Annotated in this window: 15 protein-coding genes, 1 tRNA gene and 3 rRNA genes; 15 read left to right on the top strand and 4 right to left on the bottom strand. The window is 55.8% G+C overall.

The window, feature by feature from the left end; all coding sequences use genetic code 11:
- Nucleotides 1-6 precede the first annotated feature (6 nt).
- The 9 genes from hemG (at nt 7) to aceK (ending at nt 12,038) form a co-directional block, all read left to right on the top strand.
- On the top strand, nt 7-549 hold the full coding sequence (gene hemG, locus DVA44_RS22530) for a menaquinone-dependent protoporphyrinogen IX dehydrogenase (RefSeq protein ID WP_103825366.1): 543 nt from the start codon (nt 7-9) through the stop codon (nt 547-549).
- A gap of 377 nt (nt 550-926) precedes the next feature.
- Nucleotides 927-2,464: ribosomal RNA gene (locus tag DVA44_RS22525) — 16S ribosomal RNA — on the top strand.
- 87 nt (nt 2,465-2,551) lie between these two features.
- Nucleotides 2,552-2,626: transfer RNA gene (locus DVA44_RS22520), tRNA-Glu, on the top strand.
- Nucleotides 2,627-2,806: 180 nt separating this feature from the next.
- Nucleotides 2,807-5,708 (top strand): 23S ribosomal RNA (locus DVA44_RS22515).
- A gap of 63 nt (nt 5,709-5,771) precedes the next feature.
- Nucleotides 5,772-5,887 (top strand): 5S ribosomal RNA (gene rrf / locus DVA44_RS22510).
- Together the 16S, 23S and 5S rRNA genes with 1 tRNA gene alongside form the textbook arrangement of a ribosomal RNA operon.
- 215 nt (nt 5,888-6,102) lie before the next feature.
- Nucleotides 6,103-7,032 carry a homoserine O-succinyltransferase gene (gene metA, locus DVA44_RS22505; protein WP_103177818.1) on the top strand — a complete coding sequence of 310 codons (930 nt, stop codon included), beginning with the start codon at nt 6,103-6,105 and terminating at the stop codon, nt 7,030-7,032.
- Nucleotides 7,033-7,302: 270 nt separating this feature from the next.
- Nucleotides 7,303-8,904: a malate synthase A gene (aceB, locus tag DVA44_RS22500; RefSeq protein WP_114388215.1), complete on the top strand. Its 1,602-nt coding sequence runs from the start codon at nt 7,303-7,305 to the stop codon at nt 8,902-8,904.
- A 32-nt stretch (nt 8,905-8,936) separates the two neighbouring features.
- Complete coding sequence (aceA, locus tag DVA44_RS22495) at nt 8,937-10,241, top strand: isocitrate lyase (RefSeq protein WP_114388214.1); 1,305 nt, start codon at nt 8,937-8,939, stop codon at nt 10,239-10,241.
- A 69-nt stretch (nt 10,242-10,310) separates the two neighbouring features.
- The gene (gene aceK, locus DVA44_RS22490; protein WP_114388212.1) at nt 10,311-12,038 is read left to right on the top strand and encodes a bifunctional isocitrate dehydrogenase kinase/phosphatase; all 1,728 of its coding nucleotides are present in this window, start codon (nt 10,311-10,313) and stop codon (nt 12,036-12,038) included.
- A gap of 81 nt (nt 12,039-12,119) precedes the next feature.
- On the opposite strand, the gene iclR is transcribed toward aceK, so the two are convergent.
- Complete coding sequence (iclR, locus tag DVA44_RS22485) at nt 12,120-12,944, bottom strand: glyoxylate bypass operon transcriptional repressor IclR (RefSeq protein ID WP_103177822.1); 825 nt, start codon at nt 12,942-12,944, stop codon at nt 12,120-12,122.
- 195 nt (nt 12,945-13,139) lie between these two features.
- Between iclR and metH the strand changes: the two genes are divergently transcribed.
- From metH to rluF, 5 genes are all read left to right on the top strand, one after another.
- Nucleotides 13,140-16,823: a methionine synthase gene (gene metH, locus DVA44_RS22480; RefSeq protein ID WP_114388210.1), complete on the top strand. Its 3,684-nt coding sequence runs from the start codon at nt 13,140-13,142 to the stop codon at nt 16,821-16,823.
- Nucleotides 16,824-17,093: 270 nt separating this feature from the next.
- Nucleotides 17,094-18,725 carry a Na/Pi cotransporter family protein gene (locus tag DVA44_RS22475; RefSeq protein WP_114388208.1) on the top strand — a complete coding sequence of 544 codons (1,632 nt, stop codon included), beginning with the start codon at nt 17,094-17,096 and terminating at the stop codon, nt 18,723-18,725.
- Between the two features lie 108 nt (nt 18,726-18,833).
- Entirely contained in the window at nt 18,834-19,190 is a 357-nt protein-coding gene (locus tag DVA44_RS22470) for a type II toxin-antitoxin system RelE/ParE family toxin (RefSeq protein ID WP_114388207.1), read from the top strand.
- Entirely contained in the window at nt 19,187-19,525 is a 339-nt protein-coding gene (locus tag DVA44_RS22465) for a helix-turn-helix domain-containing protein (RefSeq protein ID WP_114388205.1), read from the top strand. Before DVA44_RS22470 ends, DVA44_RS22465 begins: the two co-directional genes overlap by 4 nt.
- A 51-nt stretch (nt 19,526-19,576) precedes the next feature.
- Nucleotides 19,577-20,452: a 23S rRNA pseudouridine(2604) synthase RluF gene (rluF, locus tag DVA44_RS22460; RefSeq protein WP_103825377.1), complete on the top strand. Its 876-nt coding sequence runs from the start codon at nt 19,577-19,579 to the stop codon at nt 20,450-20,452.
- Here the strand turns inward: rluF and DVA44_RS22455 are convergent, their stop codons facing one another.
- The 3 genes from DVA44_RS22455 to rtcR form a co-directional block, all read right to left on the bottom strand.
- Complete coding sequence (locus tag DVA44_RS22455; protein WP_103177828.1) at nt 20,453-20,725, bottom strand: DUF3811 domain-containing protein; 273 nt, start codon at nt 20,723-20,725, stop codon at nt 20,453-20,455. It lies immediately after the preceding gene.
- A 62-nt stretch (nt 20,726-20,787) separates the two neighbouring features.
- A complete protein-coding gene (gene panS / locus DVA44_RS22450) occupies nt 20,788-21,732 on the bottom strand; it encodes a ketopantoate/pantoate/pantothenate transporter PanS (RefSeq protein ID WP_114316165.1) in 945 nt (314 codons plus the stop codon).
- Between the two features lie 110 nt (nt 21,733-21,842).
- Entirely contained in the window at nt 21,843-23,423 is a 1,581-nt protein-coding gene (rtcR, locus tag DVA44_RS22445) for an RNA repair transcriptional activator RtcR (RefSeq protein ID WP_114388203.1), read from the bottom strand.
- A gap of 221 nt (nt 23,424-23,644) precedes the next feature.
- Between rtcR and DVA44_RS22440 the strand changes: the two genes are divergently transcribed.
- Nucleotides 23,645-24,871: an RtcB family protein gene (locus DVA44_RS22440; RefSeq protein ID WP_114388201.1), complete on the top strand. Its 1,227-nt coding sequence runs from the start codon at nt 23,645-23,647 to the stop codon at nt 24,869-24,871.
- Nucleotides 24,872-24,882: the final 11 nt, after the last annotated feature.

The following is a 24,882-nucleotide window of genomic DNA, read 5'->3' as shown; positions in this document are numbered from 1 at the left end:
CCGTTTGTGAAAACATTAATTCTATTTTCAACGCGCGACGGGCAGACGCGGGAGATTGCCGCTTTTCTGGCTTCTGAGTTAAAAGAGCAGGGTATCTATGCGGATGTCGTCAATCTGAACCGCACCGAAGAGATTGCATGGCAGGAGTATGACCGCGTGGTGATTGGCGCCTCGATTCGTTACGGCCATTTCCATCCTGCAGTGGATCGCTTCGTGAAAAAACACACGGCAACGCTGAATAGCCTGCCGGGCGCTTTCTTTTCTGTGAATCTGGTGGCGCGTAAAGCGGAAAAGCGTACGCCGCAAACCAACAGCTACACGCGCAAATTTTTACTGAACTCACCCTGGAAGCCAACTGCCTGTGCCGTTTTTGCGGGCGCGCTGCGTTATCCGCGTTACCGCTGGTACGATCGCTTTATGATCCGCCTTATTATGAAGATGACAGGCGGCGAAACGGATACCCGTAAAGAGGTGGTCTACACCGACTGGTCCCAGGTCGCCAGTTTTGCCCGGGAAATTGCGCAATTAACCCGCAATCCGCGGCTTTAATAGCCGCACAGGTCGAAAAATAAGCGAACGGTAAACTTTTTAATATTTCTGCTTGTCACCGTCAGATAACTCCCTATAATGCGCCACCACTGACACGGAACAACGGCAAACACGCCGCCGGGTCAGCGGGGTTCGGTAAGAACCTCACGGAGAAAAGCGAAAATAATCGCTTGACTCTGAGGCGGGGAAGCGTAATATGCACACCCCGCGCCGCAGCGAAAAAGCGAAGCGGCACTGCTCTTTAACAATTTATCAGACAATCTGTGTGGGCACTCAAAGTGACATGGATTCTTAATGTCCTCGGACAATAAATGAATACCAAGTCTCTGAGTGAACACGTAATTCATTACGAAGTTTAATTCACGAGCATCAAACTTAAATTGAAGAGTTTGATCATGGCTCAGATTGAACGCTGGCGGCAGGCCTAACACATGCAAGTCGAACGGTAGCACAGAGAGCTTGCTCTCGGGTGACGAGTGGCGGACGGGTGAGTAATGTCTGGGAAACTGCCTGATGGAGGGGATAACTACTGGAAACGGTAGCTAATACCGCATAATGTCGCAAGACCAAAGAGGGGGACCTTCGGGCCTCTTGCCATCGGATGTGCCCAGATGGGATTAGCTAGTAGGTGGGGTAATGGCTCACCTAGGCGACGATCCCTAGCTGGTCTGAGAGGATGACCAGCCACACTGGAACTGAGACACGGTCCAGACTCCTACGGGAGGCAGCAGTGGGGAATATTGCACAATGGGCGCAAGCCTGATGCAGCCATGCCGCGTGTATGAAGAAGGCCTTCGGGTTGTAAAGTACTTTCAGCGAGGAGGAAGGCATTGTGGCTAATAACCGCAGTGATTGACGTTACTCGCAGAAGAAGCACCGGCTAACTCCGTGCCAGCAGCCGCGGTAATACGGAGGGTGCAAGCGTTAATCGGAATTACTGGGCGTAAAGCGCACGCAGGCGGTCTGTTAAGTCAGATGTGAAATCCCCGGGCTCAACCTGGGAACTGCATTTGAAACTGGCAGGCTTGAGTCTTGTAGAGGGGGTAGAATTCCAGGTGTAGCGGTGAAATGCGTAGAGATCTGGAGGAATACCGGTGGCGAAGGCGGCCCCCTGGACAAAGACTGACGCTCAGGTGCGAAAGCGTGGGGAGCAAACAGGATTAGATACCCTGGTAGTCCACGCCGTAAACGATGTCGACTTGGAGGTTGTGCCCTTGAGGCGTGGCTTCCGGAGCTAACGCGTTAAGTCGACCGCCTGGGGAGTACGGCCGCAAGGTTAAAACTCAAATGAATTGACGGGGGCCCGCACAAGCGGTGGAGCATGTGGTTTAATTCGATGCAACGCGAAGAACCTTACCTACTCTTGACATCCAGAGAACTTGCCAGAGATGGCTTGGTGCCTTCGGGAACTCTGAGACAGGTGCTGCATGGCTGTCGTCAGCTCGTGTTGTGAAATGTTGGGTTAAGTCCCGCAACGAGCGCAACCCTTATCCTTTGTTGCCAGCGGTCCGGCCGGGAACTCAAAGGAGACTGCCAGTGATAAACTGGAGGAAGGTGGGGATGACGTCAAGTCATCATGGCCCTTACGAGTAGGGCTACACACGTGCTACAATGGCGCATACAAAGAGAAGCGACCTCGCGAGAGCAAGCGGACCTCATAAAGTGCGTCGTAGTCCGGATTGGAGTCTGCAACTCGACTCCATGAAGTCGGAATCGCTAGTAATCGTAGATCAGAATGCTACGGTGAATACGTTCCCGGGCCTTGTACACACCGCCCGTCACACCATGGGAGTGGGTTGCAAAAGAAGTAGGTAGCTTAACCTTCGGGAGGGCGCTTACCACTTTGTGATTCATGACTGGGGTGAAGTCGTAACAAGGTAACCGTAGGGGAACCTGCGGTTGGATCACCTCCTTACCTTAAAGAACCTGCCTTTGTAGTGCTCACACAGATTGTCTGATAGAAAGTGAAAAGCAAGACGGCTGCGAAGTCGTGACACCTCGTGTCCCCTTCGTCTAGCGGTTAGGACTCCGCCCTTTCACGGCGGCAACAGGGGTTCGAATCCCCTAGGGGACGCCACTTGCTGGGTGTGAGTGAAAGGCACAACCAATCAGTATCTCAAAACTGACTTGCGAGTCATGTTTGCGATATTTGCTCTTTAAAAATCTGGATCAAGCTGAAAATTGAAACGACACACGTTAAGTGTGTTCGGGTCTCTCAAATTTTCACAACGCGAAGTGAAACAGCTTCGGGTTGTGAGGTTAAGCGACTAAGCGTACACGGTGGATGCCCTGGCAGTCAGAGGCGATGAAGGACGTGCTAATCTGCGAAAAGCGCCGGCGAGGTGATATGAACCCTTGACCCGGCGATGTCCGAATGGGGAAACCCAGTGTGATTCGTCACACTATCGTTAGCTGAATACATAGGCTAACGAGGCGAACCGGGGGAACTGAAACATCTAAGTACCCCGAGGAAAAGAAATCAACCGAGATTCCCCCAGTAGCGGCGAGCGAACGGGGAGCAGCCCGGAGTCTGAATCAGCTTGTGTGTTAGTGGAAGCGTCTGGAAAGTCGCAGGGTACAGGGTGATACTCCCGTACACGAAAGCACACTTGCTGTGAACTCGAAGAGTAGGGCGGGACACGTGGTATCCTGTCTGAATATGGGGGGACCATCCTCCAAGGCTAAATACTCCTGACTGACCGATAGTGAACCAGTACCGTGAGGGAAAGGCGAAAAGAACCCCGGCGAGGGGAGTGAAAAAGAACCTGAAACCGTGTACGTACAAGCAGTGGGAGCACCTTCGGGTGTGACTGCGTACCTTTTGTATAATGGGTCAGCGACTTATATTCTGTAGCAAGGTTAACCGTATAGGGGAGCCGAAGGGAAACCGAGTCTTAACTGGGCGTTAAGTTGCAGGGTATAGACCCGAAACCCGGTGATCTAGCCATGGGCAGGTTGAAGGTTGGGTAACACTAACTGGAGGACCGAACCGACTAATGTTGAAAAATTAGCGGATGACCTGTGGCTGGGGGTGAAAGGCCAATCAAACCGGGAGATAGCTGGTTCTCCCCGAAAGCTATTTAGGTAGCGCCTCGTGAATTCATCTCCGGGGGTAGAGCACTGTTTCGGCTAGGGGGCCATCCCGGCTTACCAACCCGATGCAAACTGCGAATACCGGAGAATGTTATCACGGGAGACACACGGCGGGTGCTAACGTCCGTCGTGAAGAGGGAAACAACCCAGACCGCCAGCTAAGGTCCCAAAGTCATGGTTAAGTGGGAAACGATGTGGGAAGGCACAGACAGCCAGGATGTTGGCTTAGAAGCAGCCATCATTTAAAGAAAGCGTAATAGCTCACTGGTCGAGTCGGCCTGCGCGGAAGATGTAACGGGGCTAAACCATGCACCGAAGCTGCGGCAGCGACACTATGTGTTGTTGGGTAGGGGAGCGTTCTGTAAGCCTGCGAAGGTGTGCCGTGAGGCATGCTGGAGGTATCAGAAGTGCGAATGCTGACATAAGTAACGATAAAGCGGGTGAAAAGCCCGCTCGCCGGAAGACCAAGGGTTCCTGTCCAACGTTAATCGGGGCAGGGTGAGTCGACCCCTAAGGCGAGGCCGAAAGGCGTAGTCGATGGGAAACAGGTTAATATTCCTGTACTCGGTGTTACTGCGAAGGGGGGACGGAGAAGGCTATGTTGGCCGGGCGACGGTTGTCCCGGTTTAAGCATGTAGGCGGAGGTTCCAGGTAAATCCGGTACCTTTTAACGCTGAGGTGTGATGACGAGGCACTACGGTGCTGAAGCAACAAATGCCCTGCTTCCAGGAAAAGCCTCTAAGCATCAGGTAACATCAAATCGTACCCCAAACCGACACAGGTGGTCAGGTAGAGAATACCAAGGCGCTTGAGAGAACTCGGGTGAAGGAACTAGGCAAAATGGTGCCGTAACTTCGGGAGAAGGCACGCTGATATGTAGGTGAAGCCCCTGCGGGTGGAGCTGAAATCAGTCGAAGATACCAGCTGGCTGCAACTGTTTATTAAAAACACAGCACTGTGCAAACACGAAAGTGGACGTATACGGTGTGACGCCTGCCCGGTGCCGGAAGGTTAATTGATGGGGTTAGCGGCAACGCGAAGCTCTTGATCGAAGCCCCGGTAAACGGCGGCCGTAACTATAACGGTCCTAAGGTAGCGAAATTCCTTGTCGGGTAAGTTCCGACCTGCACGAATGGCGTAATGATGGCCAGGCTGTCTCCACCCGAGACTCAGTGAAATTGAAATCGCTGTGAAGATGCAGTGTACCCGCGGCAAGACGGAAAGACCCCGTGAACCTTTACTATAGCTTGACACTGAACACTGGTCCTTGATGTGTAGGATAGGTGGGAGGCTTTGAAGTGTGGACGCCAGTCTGCATGGAGCCGTCCTTGAAATACCACCCTTTAATGGCTGGTGTTCTAACGTGGACCCGTAATCCGGGTTGCGGACAGTGTCTGGTGGGTAGTTTGACTGGGGCGGTCTCCTCCTAAAGAGTAACGGAGGAGCACGAAGGTCAGCTAATCCTGGTCGGACATCAGGAGGTTAGTGCAATGGCATAAGCTGGCTTGACTGCGAGAGTGACGGCTCGAGCAGGTGCGAAAGCAGGTCATAGTGATCCGGTGGTTCTGAATGGAAGGGCCATCGCTCAACGGATAAAAGGTACTCCGGGGATAACAGGCTGATACCGCCCAAGAGTTCATATCGACGGCGGTGTTTGGCACCTCGATGTCGGCTCATCACATCCTGGGGCTGAAGTAGGTCCCAAGGGTATGGCTGTTCGCCATTTAAAGTGGTACGCGAGCTGGGTTTAGAACGTCGTGAGACAGTTCGGTCCCTATCTGCCGTGGGCGCTGGAGAATTGAGGGGGCTGCTCCTAGTACGAGAGGACCGGAGTGGACGCATCACTGGTGTTCGGGTTGTCATGCCAATGGCACTGCCCGGTAGCTAAATGCGGAAGAGATAAGTGCTGAAAGCATCTAAGCACGAAACTTGCCCCGAGATGAGTTCTCCCTGACTCCTTGAGAGTCCTGAAGGAACGTTGAAGACGACGACGTTGATAGGCCGGGTGTGTAAGCGCAGCGATGCGTTGAGCTAACCGGTACTAATGAACCGTGAGGCTTAACCTTACAACGCCGAAGCTGTTTCGGTGGGTTTGAGAGATTTTCAGCTGATACAGATTACAGAATTTGCCTGGCGGCTGTAGCGCGGTGGTCCCACCTGACCCCATGCCGAACTCAGAAGTGAAACGCCGTAGCGCCGATGGTAGTGTGGGGCCTCCCCATGCGAGAGTAGGGAACTGCCAGGCATCAAACAAGCCGAAAGCCCATCCTCACGGATGGGCTTTTTGCGTTGGACGTTAAAAAAGCCGGGTTGCGGCTTCGCCTTACCCGGCCTACGGCTATCCCTTTCTTGAAACTTTCTCACCTTTCACATGCAGACTCGACATTTGCCCGATTCCTGGTTATTGTCAGCTATCTGGATGTCTAAACGTTTATACGTATGCTGTGAGGATGTAAGGTTATGCCGATTCGGGTGCAGGACGAGCTACCAGCCGTCAATTTCTTGCGTGAAGAAAATGTCTTTGTCATGACGGCTTCGCGCGCTACAGGTCAGGAAATTCGCCCTCTGAAGGTGCTTATCCTGAACCTGATGCCAAAGAAGATTGAGACGGAAAACCAGTTCCTCCGCTTGCTCTCAAACTCCCCGCTGCAGGTCGATATTCAGCTGCTGCGTATTGATGCGCGCGAGTCCCGTAATACGCCTTCTGAGCATCTCAATAACTTCTACTGCAACTTTGAAGATATCCGTAACGAGAACTTTGATGGCTTGATCGTTACCGGTGCGCCGCTTGGCCTGGTTGAATTCAACGACGTTGCCTACTGGCCGCAAATCAAGCAGGTGCTGGAGTGGGCCAAAGATCATGTCACGTCAACCCTGTTCGTCTGCTGGGCGGTCCAGGCGGCGCTCAACATTCTTTACGGCATCCCTAAACAAACCCGTACCGAAAAGCTCTCTGGTGTCTACGAGCATCATATTCTGCACCCTCATGCGCTGCTGACTCGCGGGTTTGATGACTCCTTCCTGGCGCCGCATTCACGCTATGCTGATTTCCCGGCTGCCCTGATCCGCGACTACACCGATCTTGAGATCCTCGCGGAAACCGAAGAGGGCGATGCCTATCTGTTTGCCAGCAAAGACAAACGTATTGCCTTTGTCACTGGCCATCCGGAATACGATCCCGATACCCTGGCGAGCGAATATTTCCGCGATGTGGAAGCGGGTTTGAATCCGGACGTACCGTACAACTATTTCCCGCAAAACGATCCGCAGAACAAACCACGTGCCACCTGGCGCAGCCACGGCAACCTGCTGTTTACCAACTGGCTTAACTACTACGTCTACCAGATCACGCCGTACGATCTGCGCCACATGAATCCGACGCTGGATTAATCCTCTGACGATCCTTATCCTGTAGCGTTTCAGCTCTCCAGTTAAGGCACCTTCGGGTGCCTTTTTTATTTCCGAAATTCTCTCCGCCTGTAGAAAAATTTTTAAATTCATTTTTATCAGCAAGTTAACGAGCATTTAAATTAAAAATGGAAATTGTTTTTGATTTTATCGTAGAGCGAGATAGTCTTAATTCTGCTGAACGAAAACTACACAACGATCTTTCGTTCGCGTGGGGGAAGTAAATTCGGATCAATGACGAGGAGCAGCGCAATGAATCAACAGGCAACCATTATCGATGAACTGTCCTTTACTCAACCGCATGGTGAGCAGGAGAAGCAGATCCTGACCGCCGATGCCGTAGAGTTCCTTACCGAGCTGGTGACTCGCTTCACGCCAAAGCGCAATAAATTACTGGCGGCACGCATCCAGCAGCAGCAAGACATTGATAACGGCAAGCTGCCTGAATTTATTTCGGAAACTGCTTCCATTCGAGAAGGAAGCTGGACGATCCGCGGTATCCCGCAGGATCTGCAGGACCGACGCGTTGAAATCACCGGCCCGGTAGAACGCAAGATGGTGATCAACGCGCTGAATGCCAATGTGAAGGTCTTTATGGCCGATTTTGAAGATTCACTGGCACCCGACTGGAATAAAGTGATTGATGGGCAGATCAACCTGCGTGATGCGGTTGATGGCACCATCAGCCACACCAACGAAGCTGGCAAAATCTACCAGCTTAAGCCCAACCCGGCGGTACTGGTTTGCCGCGTACGTGGCCTACATTTACCGGAAAAGCATGTCACCTGGAACAATGAGGCGATCCCCGGCAGCCTGTTCGATTTTGCGCTCTACTTCTTCCATAACCATAAAAACCTGCTGGCAAAAGGCAGCGGACCTTACTTCTATCTGCCAAAAACGCAGTCATGGCAGGAAGCGGCCTGGTGGAGTGAGGTCTTTAGTTACACTGAGGACCGTTTTGAACTGCCGCGCGGCACCATCAAGGCCACGCTGCTGATTGAAACATTGCCCGCGGTTTTCCAGATGGATGAGATTCTGCATGCCCTGCGTGACCATATTGTTGGTCTGAACTGCGGCCGCTGGGATTACATTTTTAGCTATATCAAGACGCTGAAAAACCACCCCGATCGCGTCCTGCCGGATCGTCAGGTGGTGACCATGGACAAATCATTCCTGAATGCCTATTCGCGTCTGCTGATCAAAACCTGCCACAAGCGCGGCGCCTTCGCGATGGGCGGCATGGCAGCCTTTATTCCCAGCAAAGACAGCGAACGTAACACCCAGGTGCTGAACAAAGTGAAGGCTGATAAAGAGCTGGAAGCCAGCAACGGCCATGACGGCACCTGGGTGGCGCACCCCGGCCTGGCAGATACCGCCATGGAGGTCTTCAACCGCATCCTGGGCGATAACAAAAACCAGCTGCACGTGACCCGCGAAGATGATGCGCCCGTTACCGCTGCACAGCTTCTCGAACCGTGTGAGGGCGAGCGCACCGAAGAGGGAATGCGCGCCAACATCCGCGTGGCCGTGCAGTACATCGAAGCGTGGATCTCCGGTAACGGCTGTGTGCCGATTTACGGTCTGATGGAGGATGCCGCCACCGCCGAGATCTCCCGCACCTCTATCTGGCAGTGGATCCATCATCAGAAAACGCTCAGCAACGGCAAGCCCGTCACCAAAGCCCTGTTCCGCCAGATGCTGTCGGAAGAGATGCTGAACATTCAGGAAGAGCTGGGCGAGCACCGCTTCAGCAGCGGTCGCTTCGACGCCGCCGCGCGCCTGATGGAACAGATCACCACCTCAGATGACTTAATCGACTTCCTGACGCTGCCGGGCTACCGCCTGCTGGCCTGATTTCACCACATAACAATATGGAGCATCTGCACATGAAAACCCGTACCCAACAGATCGAAGCATTACAGAACGAGTGGACTCAGCCGCGCTGGGAAGGCATTGAGCGCCCTTATAGCGCTGAGGATGTGGTGAAGTTACGCGGCTCGGTAAACCCGGAATGCACCCTGGCGCAGCTGGGTGCCGCCAAAATGTGGCGTCTGCTGCACGGCGAGTCGAAGAAAGGCTACATCAACAGCCTCGGCGCGCTGACGGGCGGCCAGGCGTTGCAGCAAGCGAAAGCGGGCATTGAAGCGGTCTATCTGTCAGGCTGGCAGGTGGCGGCAGATGCCAACCTCGCGTCCAGCATGTACCCGGATCAGTCCCTCTATCCGGCGAATTCCGTCCCGGCCGTGGTGGAGCGAATCAACAATACCTTCCGTCGTGCGGATCAGATCCAGTGGGCATCCGGTATTGAGCCAAACGATCCGCGCTTCGTCGATTACTTCCTGCCGATTGTGGCCGACGCCGAGGCGGGCTTTGGTGGGGTTCTGAATGCCTTTGAGCTGATGAAATCGATGATTGAAGCCGGTGCAGCGGCTGTCCACTTCGAAGATCAGCTGGCCTCCGTGAAGAAGTGCGGACATATGGGCGGCAAAGTGCTGGTTCCGACTCAGGAGGCGATCCAGAAACTGGTGGCTGCTCGTCTGGCCGCTGACGTCATGGGCGTTCCGACGCTGGTGATTGCCCGTACCGATGCAGATGCTGCAGATCTGATCACCTCCGACTGCGACCCTTACGACAGCCAGTTTATTACCGGCGAACGCACCAGCGAAGGGTTCTACCGTACCCATGCCGGTATTGAGCAGGCGATCAGCCGCGGTCTGGCGTATGCACCGTATGCTGACCTGGTGTGGTGCGAAACCTCCACCCCGGATCTGGCGCTGGCGAAACGCTTCGCTGACGCCATCCATGCGAAATACCCGGGCAAACTGCTGGCTTATAACTGTTCACCGTCCTTTAACTGGCAGAAAAACCTGGACGATAAGACTATCGCCAGCTTCCAGCAGGAACTGTCGGACATGGGCTACAAGTATCAGTTCATCACACTCGCAGGCATTCACAGCATGTGGTTTAACATGTTCGACCTGGCGCACGCCTACGCGCAGGGCGAGGGCATGAAGCACTACGTTGAGAAGGTCCAGCAGCCGGAGTTCGCAGCAAGTCAAAAGGGCTATACCTTCGTCTCGCACCAGCATGAAGTAGGAACAGGCTACTTCGACAGAGTGACCACCATCATTCAGGGCGGCGCCTCCTCCGTCACCGCCCTGACCGGGTCGACCGAAGAAGCGCAGTTCTGATAACGGAAATGCCCGGTGGCGCTGCGCTTACCGGGCCTACGGTTCTGTTTCCTGAGGTGAGGGACATCTATGTCGCGTGGCCTGGAATTACTGATTGCGCAGACTATCTTGCAGGGCTTTGATGCTCAGTATGGCCGTTTTCTGGAAGTGACGGGCGGAGCGCAGCAGCGCTTCGAGCAGGCAGACTGGCACGCCGTGCAGCAGGCCATGAAACAGCGTATTCATCTCTACGATCATCATGTGGGTCTGGTGGTAGAGCAGCTGCGCTGCATCACCGGCAGCATCGATATCAATGCCGCCTTTTTGCTGCGGGTGAAAAGCCATTACACCCAGCTGCTGCCGGATTATCCGCTCTATGAGATTGCGGAAAGCTTTTTCAACTCCATCTACTGTCGGCTGTTTGATCACCGCTCGCTGTCACCGGAGCGGCTTTTTATTTTCAGCTCTCAGCCGGGGCAACGTTTCCGCGCCCTGCCGCGTCCGCTGGCGAAAGATTTCTACCCTGAACAGGGATGGGAGGCGTTGTTAACCAAAGCGTTGGCCGATCTTCCCCTGCGTCTGCCGTGGCAAAATCGCCCGCGTGATGTCGGGTATATCATTGCCCATCTTTCGGAAACGCTCGGCGCGGACAATCTGCCAGACTCTCATTTACAGGTGGCGAATGAACTGTTCTACCGCAACAAAGCCGCCTGGCTGGTGGGGAAACTGATTACCCCGGACGCCACGCTGCCGTTTTTATTGCCCATTCACCGCAGCGACGAAGGTGAACTGGTGGTGGATACCTGCCTGACCACCAGCGCCGAAGCGAGCATTGTTTTCGGCTTCGCCCGTTCCTACTTTATGGTTTACGCCCCCCTGCCAGGCGCGCTGGTGGAGTGGCTGCGTGAGATCCTGCCCGGCAAAACCACCGCTGAGTTGTATATGGCGATAGGATGCCAGAAACATGCGAAAACCGAGAGCTACCGGGAATACCTGCACTATATCGCCCATGCCGATGAGCAGTTTATCGAGGCGCCAGGCATTCGCGGCATGGTGATGCTGGTCTTTACCCTGCCGGGTTTTGACCGGGTGTTTAAGGTGATAAAGGATAAATTCGCCCCGCAGAAAGAGATGTCTGCCGCCCATGTGCGCGCCTGCTACCAGCTGGTTAAGGAGCACGATCGCGTCGGGCGCATGGCGGATACCCAGGAGTTTGAGAATTTTGTTCTCGATAAGCGACAGATTGCGCCGCAGCTGATGGCGCTGTTGCTCCAGGAAGCGCCAGAAAAAATCAGCGATCTGGGGGATAAAATCGTCATTAGCCATCTCTACATTGAACGGCGCATGGTGCCGCTCAATATCTGGCTGGAGCAGTCAGAGGGGCAGGCGCTGCACGATGCGATTGAAGAGTACGGCAATGCCATCCGGCAGCTGGCGGCAGCCAATATCTTCCCGGGCGACATGCTGTTTAAAAACTTTGGCGTCACCCGTCACGGGCGGGTCGTATTCTATGACTACGACGAAATCTGCTACATGACGGAAGTGAATTTTCGTGAAATCCCGCCGCCGCGTTATCCGGAAGATGAGCTCGCCAGCGAGCCCTGGTACAGCGTCTCGCCGGGAGATATCTTCCCGGAGGAGTTTCGCCACTGGTTATGCGCTGACCCGCGTATCGGAGCACTGTTTGAAGAGATGCATGCCGATCTGTTTCGCGCCGATTACTGGCGTGGCCTGCAGACCCGCATTAAGAACGGGCATGTGGAAGATGTTTATGCTTACCGGCGTAAGCAGCGGTTTAGCGTGAAGTATGCGGCTTAACGCCGGGTGGCGGCTGCGCCTTACCCGGCCTACAGAAATTTGTAGGCCCGTGCAAGCATAGCGCCGCCGGGCATTGAAAACTTAACGAATCCCACCATACGCCAGCGTCACCTCTTTCGCCGCTTTAATCACCAGCGCCCCCAGCTCAGTCACCCGGTCGTCGGTCATGCGTGAGATTGGCCCGGAGATAGAGATAGCGGCAAACGGCTCGCGATGCTCATCATAAATGCAGGCGGCAATACAGCGCAGGCCGAGAGCATGCTCTTCATCATCGAAGGAGTAGCCGCGCTTGCGCGTCAGGGCTAAATCCTCTTTCAGATGCACCGGGGACACCAGCGTCGCATGGGTATAGGCATGTAAGCCTTTGCGGTGCAGCAGACCCGTTACCTGCTCTTCGCTGAGCTGGGACAAAAACGCTTTTCCTGCCCCGGAGGCGTGCATCGGCAGCTTGCCGCCAATCGGGGCCGACATGCGCATCAGTTGGGTACACTGCACCTGGTCGATAATAATCGCCTGGTGATCGCTCTGATCGAGCACCGCCAGGTTGACCGTCTCGCCGGAGTCTTCCATCAGCTTGCGCAGGATCGGGTGGACAATGGCGAGCAGGTTACGGCTCTGCAAAAAGCTGCTGCCGACAATAAACGCGTGGGCACCCACGGACCAGTGCCCGAGCTCGCCCACCTGACGAACAAAGCCCAACTGCTGCATAGTGGTCAGCAGGCGATGGGTGGTGGAGTTTGGCAGACCTGCCTGCTGGGCCAGCTCCGTTAGCGCCACGCTGCTGTGCGACTCGGCTATCCATTCGAGGAGCTTTAACCCCCGGGTCAGGGACTGGACTTGACCGCCCGCCTGGGCGGTCGCGGCGGCGGGTTTTCTGCCGCGTTTAGCGGGAACGGTGGCGACCATGGCAGGCTCCTTTTTTCTGTATCGTGGAAATCATTTTCGTTTTATTTGGGTGTTTTGCAACCGTTATCCTGACTGATCGGATGAGTCATGCTGAACATGTCTCATGTTACCGCGGTGTGACTTTTCCCCTTAGCAAGATTATGCCAGTATGGACTGCTGGCCTTTTGGCCTGGTTGAGCGTTGTCGGGAGCAAGTGTGAGCAGCAAAGTAGATCAACTGCGTGCGCAGTTAAATGAACGCATTCTGGTACTGGATGGCGGTATGGGCACCGTGATCCAGAGCTATCGTCTGAGTGAAGACGACTTTCGCGGTGACCGTTTCGCCGACTGGCCCTGCGATCTAAAAGGTAACAATGACCTGCTGGTACTCAGCAAGCCAGAGATTATCGCCGCCATTCACTACGCCTATTTCGAGGCGGGTGCGGATATCGTTGAGACCAACACCTTTAACTCGACAACCATCGCCATGGCGGATTACGAGATGGAATCCCTGTCGGCGGAGATCAACTACGAGGCTGCGAAGCTGGCCCGCGCCTGCGCCGATGAGTGGACGGCCCGCACGCCAGAGAAACCGCGCTATGTGGCGGGCGTACTTGGCCCGACCAACCGCACCGCCTCTATCTCGCCAGATGTGAACGATCCGGCTTTTCGTAATATCACCTTTGACCAGCTGGTGACCGCGTACCGCGAGTCCACCAAAGCGCTGGTGGAAGGCGGTGTCGATCTGATCATGATTGAAACGGTCTTCGATACGCTCAACGCCAAAGCCGCCATCTACGCGGTGAAAGAGGAGTTCGAAGCCCTGGGTGTCGACCTGCCGATTATGATCTCCGGCACCATCACCGATGCCTCTGGCCGTACCCTTTCCGGGCAGACGACCGAAGCCTTTTACAACTCTCTGCGCCACGCCGATGCCCTGTCCTTTGGCCTGAACTGTGCGCTGGGGCCGGACGAACTGCGCCAGTATGTGCAGGAGCTGTCGCGCATCGCGGAGTGCTACGTCACTGCTCACCCGAATGCCGGCTTGCCGAACGCCTTTGGTGAGTACGATCTCGATGCCGCCACCATGGCGGCGCAGATCCGCGAGTGGGCCGAATCCGGGTTCCTGAATATCGTCGGCGGCTGCTGCGGCACCACACCAGAGCACATTGCCGCTATGAGCAATGCGGTGGCGGGCCTGGCGCCACGTAAGCTCCCCGACCTGCCGGTGGCCTGTCGACTGTCTGGTCTTGAGCCGCTGAACATTGGCGATGACAGCCTGTTTGTGAACGTGGGCGAACGTACCAACGTGACCGGCTCCGCGAAGTTCAAGCGCCTGATCAAAGAAGAGAAGTACAGCGAAGCGCTGGACGTTGCCCGCCAGCAGGTCGAGAGCGGGGCGCAGATCATTGATATCAACATGGATGAGGGGATGCTCGACGCCGAAGCGGCGATGGTGCGTTTCCTCAACCTGATCGCCGGTGAGCCGGACATTGCCCGCGTGCCGATTATGATCGACTCCTCGAAGTGGGAAGTGATCGAAAAAGGGCTGAAGTGCATTCAGGGCAAGGGGATCGTTAACTCCATCTCAATGAAAGAGGGGGTTGAGCCCTTTATCCATCACGCGAAGATGGTGCGCCGCTACGGTGCCGCCGTGGTGGTGATGGCCTTTGACGAAGTGGGCCAGGCGGATACCCGTGAGCGCAAAATTGAGATTTGCCGCCGCGCATACCAGATTTTGACCGAAGAGGTCGGCTTCCCACCGGAAGACATTATCTTTGACCCGAACATCTTTGCCGTCGCCACCGGGATCGAAGAGCACAATAACTACGCCCAGGACTTTATTGGCGCCTGCGAAGACATCAAGCGCGAGCTGCCGCATGCCCTGATCTCCGGCGGCGTCTCCAACGTCTCGTTCTCGTTCCGCGGTAACGACCCGGTGCGTGAGGCGATCCATGCGGTGTTCCTCTATTACGCCATCCGTAACGGGATGGATATGGGGATCGTCAACGCCGGCCAGCTGGCGATTTATGACGACCTGCCACTGGAGCTGCGCGATGCGGTTGAGGATGTGATCCTGAATCGCCGCGACGACGCCACCGAGCGCATGCTGGATCTGGCCGAAAAGTATCGCGGCAGCAAAGCTGATGACAGTGCCAACGTTCAGCAGGCGGAGTGGCGTACCTGGGATGTGAAAAAACGCCTCGAATATTCGCTGGTAAAAGGGATCACCGAGTTTATCGAGCTGGATACCGAAGAGGCCCGCCAGCAGGCCGCGCGCCCGATTGAAGTGATCGAAGGGCCGCTGATGGACGGCATGAACGTGGTTGGCGATCTGTTCGGCGAGGGCAAAATGTTCCTGCCGCAGGTGGTGAAATCCGCCCGCGTGATGAAGCAGGCCGTGGCCTATCTGGAGCCGTTTATCGAAGCCAGCAAAGAGAAAGGCTCCAGTAACGGCAAGATGGTCATCGCCACCGTAAAAGGCGATGTGCATGACATCGGCAAAAACATCGTTGGCGTGGTGCTGCAGTGTAATAACTACGAGATTATCGATCTGGGCGTGATGGTGCCGGCGGAGAAAATCCTCAAAACCGCACGCGAAGTGAATGCCGATCTGATTGGCCTCTCCGGACTGATTACCCCGTCGCTGGATGAGATGGTCAACGTGGCGAAAGAGATGGAGCGCCAGGGCTTTACCATTCCGCTGCTCATTGGCGGAGCGACCACCTCGAAAGCGCATACGGCGGTGAAGATCGAGCAGAACTACAGCGGACCGACGGTCTATGTGCAAAACGCCTCGCGCACGGTTGGCGTGGTTTCGGCGCTGCTGTCCGAAACCCAGCGCGACGACTTTGTTGCCAGAACCCGCAAAGAGTATGAAACGGTGCGCATTCAGCACGGGCGTAAAAAGCCGCGCACCCCGCCGGTAACGCTGGTTGCGGCGCGGGATAACGATCTGGCCTTTGACTGGTCGAGCTATACGCCGCCAGTTGCCCATCGTCTGGGCGTACAGGAGGTAACGGCCAGCATCGAGACCCTGCGCAACTACATCGACTGGACGCCGTTCTTTATGACCTGGTCGCTGGCCGGGAAGTACCCGCGCATTCTGGAAGATGAGGTGGTGGGCGAGGAGGCGAAGCGCCTGTTTAAAGACGCCAACGACCTGCTCGATAAGCTCAGCGCCGAGAAAACCCTCAACCCGCGCGGCGTGGTGGGGCTGTTCCCGGCGAACCGCGTAGGCGACGATATCGAAATTTATCGCGATGAGACGCGTACTCACGTGCTGACCGTAAGCCATCATCTGCGTCAGCAGACCGAAAAGGTGGGTTTTGCTAACTACTGCCTGGCCGATTTTGTCGCGCCGAAGCTGAGCGGTAAAGCGGACTACATCGGTGCCTTCGCCGTGACCGGCGGGCTGGAGGAGGACGCGCTGGCGGAGGCCTACGAAGCGCAGCATGATGATTACAACAAAATCATGATCAAAGCGATTGCCGACCGACTGGCCGAGGCGTTTGCGGAATACCTGCACGAGCGGGTGCGTAAGGTGCACTGGGGTTACGCGCCTACCGAGAATCTCAGCAATGAGGATCTGATCCGCGAGAACTACCAGGGGATCCGTCCGGCGCCAGGCTACCCTGCCTGCCCGGAGCACACCGAGAAAGGCACTATCTGGCAGCTTCTGGATGTCGAAGCCCATACCGGCATGAAGCTCACCGAGTCCTTCGCCATGTGGCCGGGTGCATCGGTTTCCGGCTGGTACTTCAGTCACCCTGACAGCAAATACTTCGCCGTGGCGCAGATCCAGCGTGACCAGGTGGAAGATTATGCCCTGCGTAAAGGGATGAGCGTGCCGGAGGTGGAGCGCTGGTTAGCGCCGAACCTCGGCTACGACGCCGACTGACCTGGCTTACTTGCCAGCTTGCATCAGGGCTGTCCTCACTGCGGGCAGTCCGTGTGCAATCTGACTGCGCCGCCGACGGTCAGGGCCCGGCTCACGTCACGTTTCCTTACAACAAACAGGGCACCCAATGGGTGCCCTGTCTCTTTCTTACGTTTGACCCCTTATACTTGAGAAGAGCTCAGGCCAGGCGTAGGTCAGATAAGCGAAGCGCCATCCGGCGTTTCTGGCATGGGCTTAAGGAACCGATAACGAAAAGGAGAACCTGTATCCGTGCTGACTCTGCTACATCTGCTTTCTGCCGTGGCGTTGCTGGTCTGGGGCACCCATATTGTTCGTACCGGCGTAATGCGCGTTTTTGGCGCCCGCTTACGTACCGTTCTCAGCCGCAGCGTTGAGAAAAAGCCGCTCGCGTTCTGTGCAGGCATTGGCGTCACCGCGCTGGTGCAAAGCAGCAATGCCACCACCATGCTGGTCACCTCGTTTGTGGCCCAGGATCTGGTGGCGCTGACGCCTGCGCTGGTGATTGTTCTCGGTGCCGATGTAGGGACCGCGCTGATGGCGCGAGTATTGACCTTTGATCTCTCCTGGCTGTCGCCGCTGCTGATCTTTATCGGCGTGATATTTTTCCTTGGCCGTAAGCAGACCCGGGCCGGACAGCTGGGGCGCGTGGGGATCGGCCTTGGGCTGATTCTGCTGGCCCTGGAGCTGATCGTTCAGGCCGTCACCCCCATTACGCAGGCCAGCGGCGTCCAGGTTATCTTCGCTTCGCTGACCGGCGATATCATGCTGGATGCGTTGATTGGTGCGGTGTTTGCGCTTATCAGCTACTCCAGCCTGGCGGCGGTACTGTTAACCGCGACCCTGACCGCGGCGGGGATCATCTCCTTCCCGGTCGCCCTCTGTCTGGTGATTGGTGCGAACCTTGGCTCCGGCCTGCTGGCGGTACTTAACAACAGCGCAGCCAATGCCGCAGCGCGCCGCGTGGCGCTTGGCAGCCTGCTGTTTAAGCTGGTGGGAAGCCTGATTATTCTGCCGTTCGTTAAGCCGCTGGCGGACCTGATGGATAACCTGTCGCTGCCTGAATCGGAGATGGTCATCTACTTCCACGTTTTCTATAACCTGGTGCGCTGCGTGGCGATGGTGCCCTTTGCTGGACCAATGGCGCGCTTCTGTGAACGTATCATCCGTGATGAACCGGAGCTCGATGCCCGCCTGAAACCGAAACATCTCGATACCACCGCGCTGGATACCCCGGCGCTGGCACTGGCCAATGCCGCTCGCGAAACGCTGCGCATGGGCGATGCGATGGAGTTAATGCTGGAGGGGCTGAAAAAGGTGGTACATGGCGAGCCGCGGGAAGAGAAAGCGCTGCGTAAACTCGCCGACGATATCAACGTGCTCTATACCGCCATCAAACTCTACCTGGCGCGGATGCCAAAAGATGAGCTGGCGGAAGAGGAGTCCCGTCGCTGGGCGGAGATCATCGAAATGTCGCTCAACCTGGAACAGGCCTCCGATATCGTCGAGCGCATGGGGAGTGAAATTGCCGACAAGTCGCTGGCGGCTCGCCGGGCATTCTCCCTGGAAGGGGTTAAAGAGCTGGACGCACTGCATGATCAGCTGCTCGCCAACCTGAAGCTGGCGATGTCGGTCTTTTTCTCCGGCGACGTACCGAGCGCCCGCCGTCTGCGCCGTAATAAACACCGGTTCCGTATTCTTAACCGTCGCTATTCCCACGCACACGTTGACCGGCTGCACCAGCAGAACGTGCAAAGCATCGAGACCAGCTCCCTGCACCTGGGGCTGCTTGGCGACATGAAGCGCCTTAACTCCCTGTTCTGCGCGGTGGCTTACAGCGTAATGGAGCAGCCGGATGAGGACGATGGACGGGATGAGTATTGATCTGGAAAGCGCCTCGCAGAACGGAGCGGCGAGGCGTGAGTAAACACATCGCCTGGTTTAATGTTATGCCATGGATGATATGTATAAAATTTTATACAGGGATGTGTTATGCTGCCAGAAAGACCGACCCTGCGCCCGATAGCCTGGGTAGGGAGTGCGTTCGATGATTTGCTCTGTTTTCCCGAAGAGGTCCGCCGGGAGGCTGGCTATCAGTTGCACCGCCTGCAGGCAGGGTTAGAGGCGGCAGACTGGAAGCCAATGACAGAGATTGGCAGAGGCGTGGAAGAAGTCAGATTGCGCAGTAGTTCTGGGGCTTACCGTATCCTCTACCTGGCCCGTTTTGAAGAGGCTGTTTATATTCTGCACTGTTTTATAAAAAAAAGCCGACGTACATCCGAGCACGATAAGCGTATCGCGAAAGCGCGTTTTCAGAGCGTACTGGAGGAGCTAAGGAGTGGAAAATGAGTCAGGCCATTGATTGTAAAATTCGCCATATCACCCCTACAGAGGCAAATATTTTTGCCGAACTCGGCTTTAACGAGCATGAAGCTAAACATCTGCAGGAGGATGCCCAGAAAGAAGTCGAACAACTGTTGCTGCTTAAACGACAGCTGATGCAAGAAATTTCAGCATGGATTGCTGAGCATAACCTTCGTCAGGCGGACGCCGCGGAGAAGCTCAATGTCTCACGACCGCGTGTGTCAGATGTCGTGAATCTTAAAACCAGCAAGTTTACTCTTGATACCCTGGTGATGATGCTCAGCAAACTTGGGAAACCTGTCTCAGTGACGGTAGGCTGATCTTTTTACCAGCCGAAACCTAAGGTATATTTCGCCTCTACAGGAGAAATTATGCTGCCAACTCAATCCACCCGATTAAACAAATACATTAGCGAGAGCGGGATCTGCTCGCGCCGCGAGGCTGACCGTTACATCGAACAGGGCAACGTGTTTATCAACGGTAAACGCGCCACCATTGGCGATCAGGTCGTTCCTGGCGATGTGGTCAAAGTGAATGGTCAAACGATCGAGCCCCGTAACGCAGAAGACCTGGTGTTTATCGCGCTGAATAAACCGGTTGGCATTGTCAGTACCACGGAAGATGGCGAGCGTGACAACATCGTGGATTTCGTCAACCACAGCAGCCGTATCTTCCCGATTGGCCGCCTGGACAAAGACTCCCAGGGGTTGATTTTCCTCACCAACCACGGCGATCTGGTGAACAAGATCCTGCGTGCCGGTAACGACCACGAAAAAGAGTACATCGTCACGGTTAACAAACCGGTGACGGACGACTTTATCCGCGGCATGGGCGCAGGCGTTCCGATCCTCGGCACGGTGACGAAAAAGTGCAAGGTGAAGAAAGAGGCGCCGTTCGCGTTCCGCATTACCCTGGTTCAGGGGTTAAACCGGCAGATCCGCCGCATGTGCGAATATTTCGGTTACGAAGTGACGAAGCTGGAACGTACGCGCATTATGAACGTCAGCCTCTCCGGCATCCCGCTGGGCGAGTGGCGCGATCTGACCGATGATGAACTGATTGAGCTCTTTAAGCTGATTGAGAATTCATCCTCGGAAGCGAAACCCAAAGCCAAAGCCAAACCGAAAACCCAGGGCATCAAACGCCCGGTGGTTAAGGCTCCGCAATCGGAAGAGAAAAGCCGGGCGAAGCCTGCCGGAAACGGAAAGCGCTTTACGTCGCCAGGCCGTAAAAAGAAAGGGCGCTAATCAGCGCCTTCCACGGGTTGGGGTATTCGCCGACCAGGAAAACGTCGCCTCTTTATCCACTTTATAAGCCTGCTCTTTTCGAAGTTTGCGGGCTTTTTTGGCGTCCAGCTCACGCTGCGCCATCAGTTTGTCGATGTACTCTTTTTTGAGGTGATTGGTTTCGGCGTTGGTCAGCAGACGGCCATGGGCGATACGCGCGCGGTCGAGCAGGGTTTTCAGTTCGCGCTGCTCGCTTTCCGTCATCTCTTTCTGGGTCAATCTTGGTGTGGACATACCTGAAGCCTCCTGTGAAAGAGGCTTCAGTGTAAAGCATGCCTTCGCTGCGGCGAAGTGAATTAACCTTCCTTCACCACATCGCTTTTCTTTTGCCCCTCGAGCGGCTTACCCGACCAGTAACCCGCCAGCAGCGAGCCGGAAAGGTTATGCCATACCGAGAAGAGCGCGCCCGGCAGCGCTGCCAGCGGCGAGAAGTAGATTTTGCCGAGAGCCGCGGCCAGCCCAGAGTTCTGCATCCCCACTTCAATCGCCAGCGTGCGGCAGGTGGATTCGTCAAAGCCGAACAGCTTCCCGCCCCAGTAGCCGCCCATCAGGCCGATGATGTTGTGCAGCACCACGGCGATAATCACCACAAAACCGACAGAGGCAATATGCGCCGCAGAGCCGGCGACCACGGCGCTGATGATCGCCAGAATACATACCATTGAAAACGCGGGCAGAGCGGGCTCGACGGCTTTCACCACGCGTGGGAACAGGTGATGAATCACCAGCCCCAGCGCAATCGGGATCACCACGATTTGCAGAATGCTCAGCAGCATTCCCATCACATCCACCTGAATGTGGGCATCCACATACAGACGGGTCAGCAGTGGAGTGGCGACCACGCCAACCAGGGTGGAGACAGAGGAGATAGTCACCGACAGCGCCACATCCCCTTTCGCCAGATAGATCATCACGTTGGAGGCGGTACCGCTGGCCACGCTGCCCACCAGCACCATCCCGGCGGAGAGGTCCGGCGGCATCTTAAAGGCGATAGCGAGCGCCCATGCTGCCAGGGGCATCACCAGATAGTGCAGAAAGATCCCCGCCGCAACCGGGGCCGGGCGTGACAGGACGCGTTTAAAATCGTCGATTTTCAGATGCACGCCCATGCCGAACATGATCAGCATCAGCAGCGTGGTGACCCACGGGCCCACAGGGGTAAACGTGGCGGGCGTATAATAGGCTATAACAGAGAGCAGCAGCGCCCATAGCGGGAACAGCCGGGTGATGGCGGATAACATACGGATTCCTTGCGATTTGTTGTGTTGTATCGTTATTAAAAAGCCGGGATCGAGCCCGGCTTAGAGGTATTGTTTATCGTGCTAAGTAATTTTGTTCAATCAAATAATATTCATGATCGCTGACGTACGCTCTCCCAGCTCAGGCCAAAGCGGGCCAGATATTTGCGGAGCCTGTCGGCATCGTTAGGATTCGCTTTTTTCAAACGCGAGACGGCAAAAAGTTCGCGTCCGGCCTCAGACATGGAGGCACTGCGGCGACAGACCTCCAGCACGGTTTCCAGTTGACGCAAATCGAAAAGGTCGATCGCCATTTCTGCCGTAGCCGGTAGCGAAATAGCCTGCCAGTCGCTAAGCAGACGGGCAATTTCCTCCTCAACCAACGCCAGCGTAATACGCCCCTGCTCAGCAAGCGTGGCCATTCGCGCCACAGAGGATCCCAGTTCACGAAAGTTACCGCGCCATAACGCCTGCGGAGAGTCAGCAAAACGCAGATAGCGCTCGCGCGCCTCTTTGTCGAAACGAACCTGAGATTGTGCTTCGGCCGCAAAGCGTTGCAGTTCGTACTCCACGTTGGGGGCGATATCTTCCCGGCGTTGTGCCAGGCCGGGCAGGGCAAAACTCCACATATTGATACGGGCGTAGAGATCTTCGCGAAAACGACCTTCCGCCACCCACTGGCGCATATCCCGGTGCGTGCCGGCAATCAGCTGAAAATCGCTCCTGACCTCTTTATCGGAGCCAAACGGGAAGAAGGTTTTTTCTTCGATAGCTTTTAACAGCATGGCCTGTTCATCGAGACCCAGTTCGGCAATCTCATCTAAGAACAGCACGCCGCCGTCGGCCTCACGCAGCAGCCCGGCGCGGGCGGCGACTGCCCCGGTAAATGCCCCTTTAACATGGCCAAAAAGAGTCGACATGGCGTTGTCGCCCCGCAGCGTAGCGCAGTTTACCGCCACCAGCCTGCCGGAAAGCTGATGACGGGATTGCTTAAGCTGGTAAATGCGGTTGGCGAGAAACGATTTTCCGGCCCCCGTTGGGCCAGTCAGCAGGAGAGGAGCGGTTGAGCGCAGCGCCACACGCTCAATCTGATCGATCAGGGCGTTAAAGGTGGCATTGCGGGTATCAATCCCGGCTTTCAGGAACGAAACGGATTCCTGCTGTTCACGCTGAAAGCGGCTGGTCAATGTGGCATAACGGCTTAAATCCAGGTCGATGATCGAATAACGTCCGACGGGGACGGCCTCTTCTGGCGCCTCCCTGCTGGCAGGGCCGGTCTGGATCAGGCTGGCGGGGAGATACCGCGCTTCGGTCAGCAAAAACCAGCAAATCTGCGCCACGTGCGTGCCGGTGGTGATATGGACCAGGTACTCTTCATGTTCGGTGTCAAACTGATAGTGTGTGGCGAAGTCGAGGAAGGCGGCGTAGACCTCTTCAAAATCCCAGGGATCGGCTATGGTGACGGGACATGCGCGCACGGTGGTATGGGGGGAAAGCTGGCTGATATCTTCCGTTATCTGTTCCGCCATCCCCCGGTCCTGCGGCTGGTGGAGTAGTTCAAGCCTGTCGACGGGGAGAGCGGGCTGCAGACAAAGTGCGACCGTTGGGCGCCATTTACGTAAGCGGTTAGCCCGCTTGCCGCGCTTATCCATCACCGTACCCAGTACCCCAATAACCACTCGCCGTTTTATCATGTTTATCCTGAAAGATAAAAAGTGATATTGAAAGATAAAAATATTCTGTGGATTAAGCAATGCCCGTGAAGGGCTTCTCGATTAATTTCATTTTAATCAATGAGATATATTTAATCGGTGCTGACTGTACCTTTTGGCACGCTTCTGGCAATACCTGTTACTAACAGACAAAGTAAATGGGTTGGCCGTGAAAGTTTCAGGCGACCCTGAGGGTGAGTACCATGAAACAGACTGATTTTGATGTTTTAAGCGCGCATCACAGCGCACCGGTAAAAATGTGGACGCACGGGGTGCCCGTTGAGCCAGAGGCGCGCGAGCAGTTGCTCAATACCGCAAAGATGCCGTTTATCTTTAAACATCTGGCGGTGATGCCGGATGTGCATCTCGGAAAAGGCTCCACCATTGGCAGCGTGATCCCCACCAAAGGGGCCATCATTCCGGCGGCGGTGGGGGTGGATATCGGCTGCGGGATGATTGCCGTACGAACATCGCTTCTGGCAGGCGACCTGCCGGATAACCTTCACGGGCTGCGCAGCGCCATTGAACAGGCGGTGCCGCACGGGCGGACCAATACCCGCTCCCATCGCGATAAGGGAGCATGGGCAAAGACGCCGGATGAAGTGGATAACCACTGGGCCCGGCTGGCACCGCGCTTCAAACGGCTGACGGATAAATATCCGCAACTGCTGAAAACCAATAACCATCAGCATCTGGGGACGCTGGGCACCGGGAACCACTTTATCGAGATCTGCCTGGATGAGCAGCAACGCGTCTGGGTCATGCTCCACAGCGGTTCGCGTGGCGTGGGCAATGCCATCGGCAACGTGTTTATCACGCTGGCGCAGAAGGATATGCAGCAGCATATTGCCAACCTGCCTGACAGAAACCTGGCCTATTTCCAGGAGGGGAGCCGGCACTATAACGACTATATCGAAGCCGTGGAGTGGGCACAGGATTTTGCGCGCCATAACCGCGAGGTGATGATGTCGCGCGTGCTGGCCGCGCTCTCGCGCATTGTGCCAAAGCCTTTCCTGACCCAGCAGGAGGCGGTGAATTGCCATCACAACTATGTGCAGAAAGAGCGTCATTTTGGTGAAGAGGTTCTGGTGACGCGCAAAGGGGCGGTGTCGGCGCAGAAGGGCGAGATGGGGATCATCCCCGGGTCGATGGGGGCGAAAAGCTTTATCGTGCGCGGCCTGGGCAATGAAGAGAGCTTCTGCTCCTGCAGCCACGGGGCAGGGCGGGTGATGAGCCGTACGGCGGCCAAAAAACGTTTTACCGTCGCCGATCAGGTTCGCGCCACGGCCCACGTTGAGTGCAGAAAAGACAGCGAGGTTATCGATGAGATCCCAATGGCCTATAAAGACATCGATGCCGTCATGGCGGCGCAGGCCTCGCTGGTCGAGATCGTCCATACCTTGCGCCAGGTGGTATGTGTAAAAGGATAAAAGAGATGGCT

The organism is Leclercia sp. W17 (assembly GCF_003336325.1).
Taxonomy (GTDB): domain Bacteria; phylum Pseudomonadota; class Gammaproteobacteria; order Enterobacterales; family Enterobacteriaceae; genus Enterobacter.
The sequence above is the reverse complement of the archived record's forward strand: the minus strand, read 5'-3'. Positions and strand labels throughout refer to the sequence as shown.

Excerpts from the sequence above, each read along its gene's own strand:
- rtcR (WP_114388203.1), bottom strand. The coding sequence starts at position 23,423 with ATGATAAAACGGCGAGTGGTTATTGGGGTACTGGGTACGGTGATGGAT.
- metA (WP_103177818.1), top strand. The coding sequence starts at position 6,103 with ATGCCGATTCGGGTGCAGGACGAGCTACCAGCCGTCAATTTCTTGCGT.
- DVA44_RS22455 (WP_103177828.1), bottom strand. The coding sequence starts at position 20,725 with ATGTCCACACCAAGATTGACCCAGAAAGAGATGACGGAAAGCGAGCAG.
- DVA44_RS22470 (WP_114388207.1), top strand. The coding sequence starts at position 18,834 with ATGCTGCCAGAAAGACCGACCCTGCGCCCGATAGCCTGGGTAGGGAGT.
- aceK (WP_114388212.1), top strand. The coding sequence starts at position 10,311 with ATGTCGCGTGGCCTGGAATTACTGATTGCGCAGACTATCTTGCAGGGC.
- DVA44_RS22440 (WP_114388201.1), top strand. The coding sequence starts at position 23,645 with ATGAAACAGACTGATTTTGATGTTTTAAGCGCGCATCACAGCGCACCG.
- aceA (WP_114388214.1), top strand. The coding sequence starts at position 8,937 with ATGAAAACCCGTACCCAACAGATCGAAGCATTACAGAACGAGTGGACT.
- iclR (WP_103177822.1), bottom strand. The coding sequence starts at position 12,944 with ATGGTCGCCACCGTTCCCGCTAAACGCGGCAGAAAACCCGCCGCCGCG.
- rluF (WP_103825377.1), top strand. The coding sequence starts at position 19,577 with ATGCTGCCAACTCAATCCACCCGATTAAACAAATACATTAGCGAGAGC.
- aceB (WP_114388215.1), top strand. The coding sequence starts at position 7,303 with ATGAATCAACAGGCAACCATTATCGATGAACTGTCCTTTACTCAACCG.
- panS (WP_114316165.1), bottom strand. The coding sequence starts at position 21,732 with ATGTTATCCGCCATCACCCGGCTGTTCCCGCTATGGGCGCTGCTGCTC.
- DVA44_RS22465 (WP_114388205.1), top strand. The coding sequence starts at position 19,187 with ATGAGTCAGGCCATTGATTGTAAAATTCGCCATATCACCCCTACAGAG.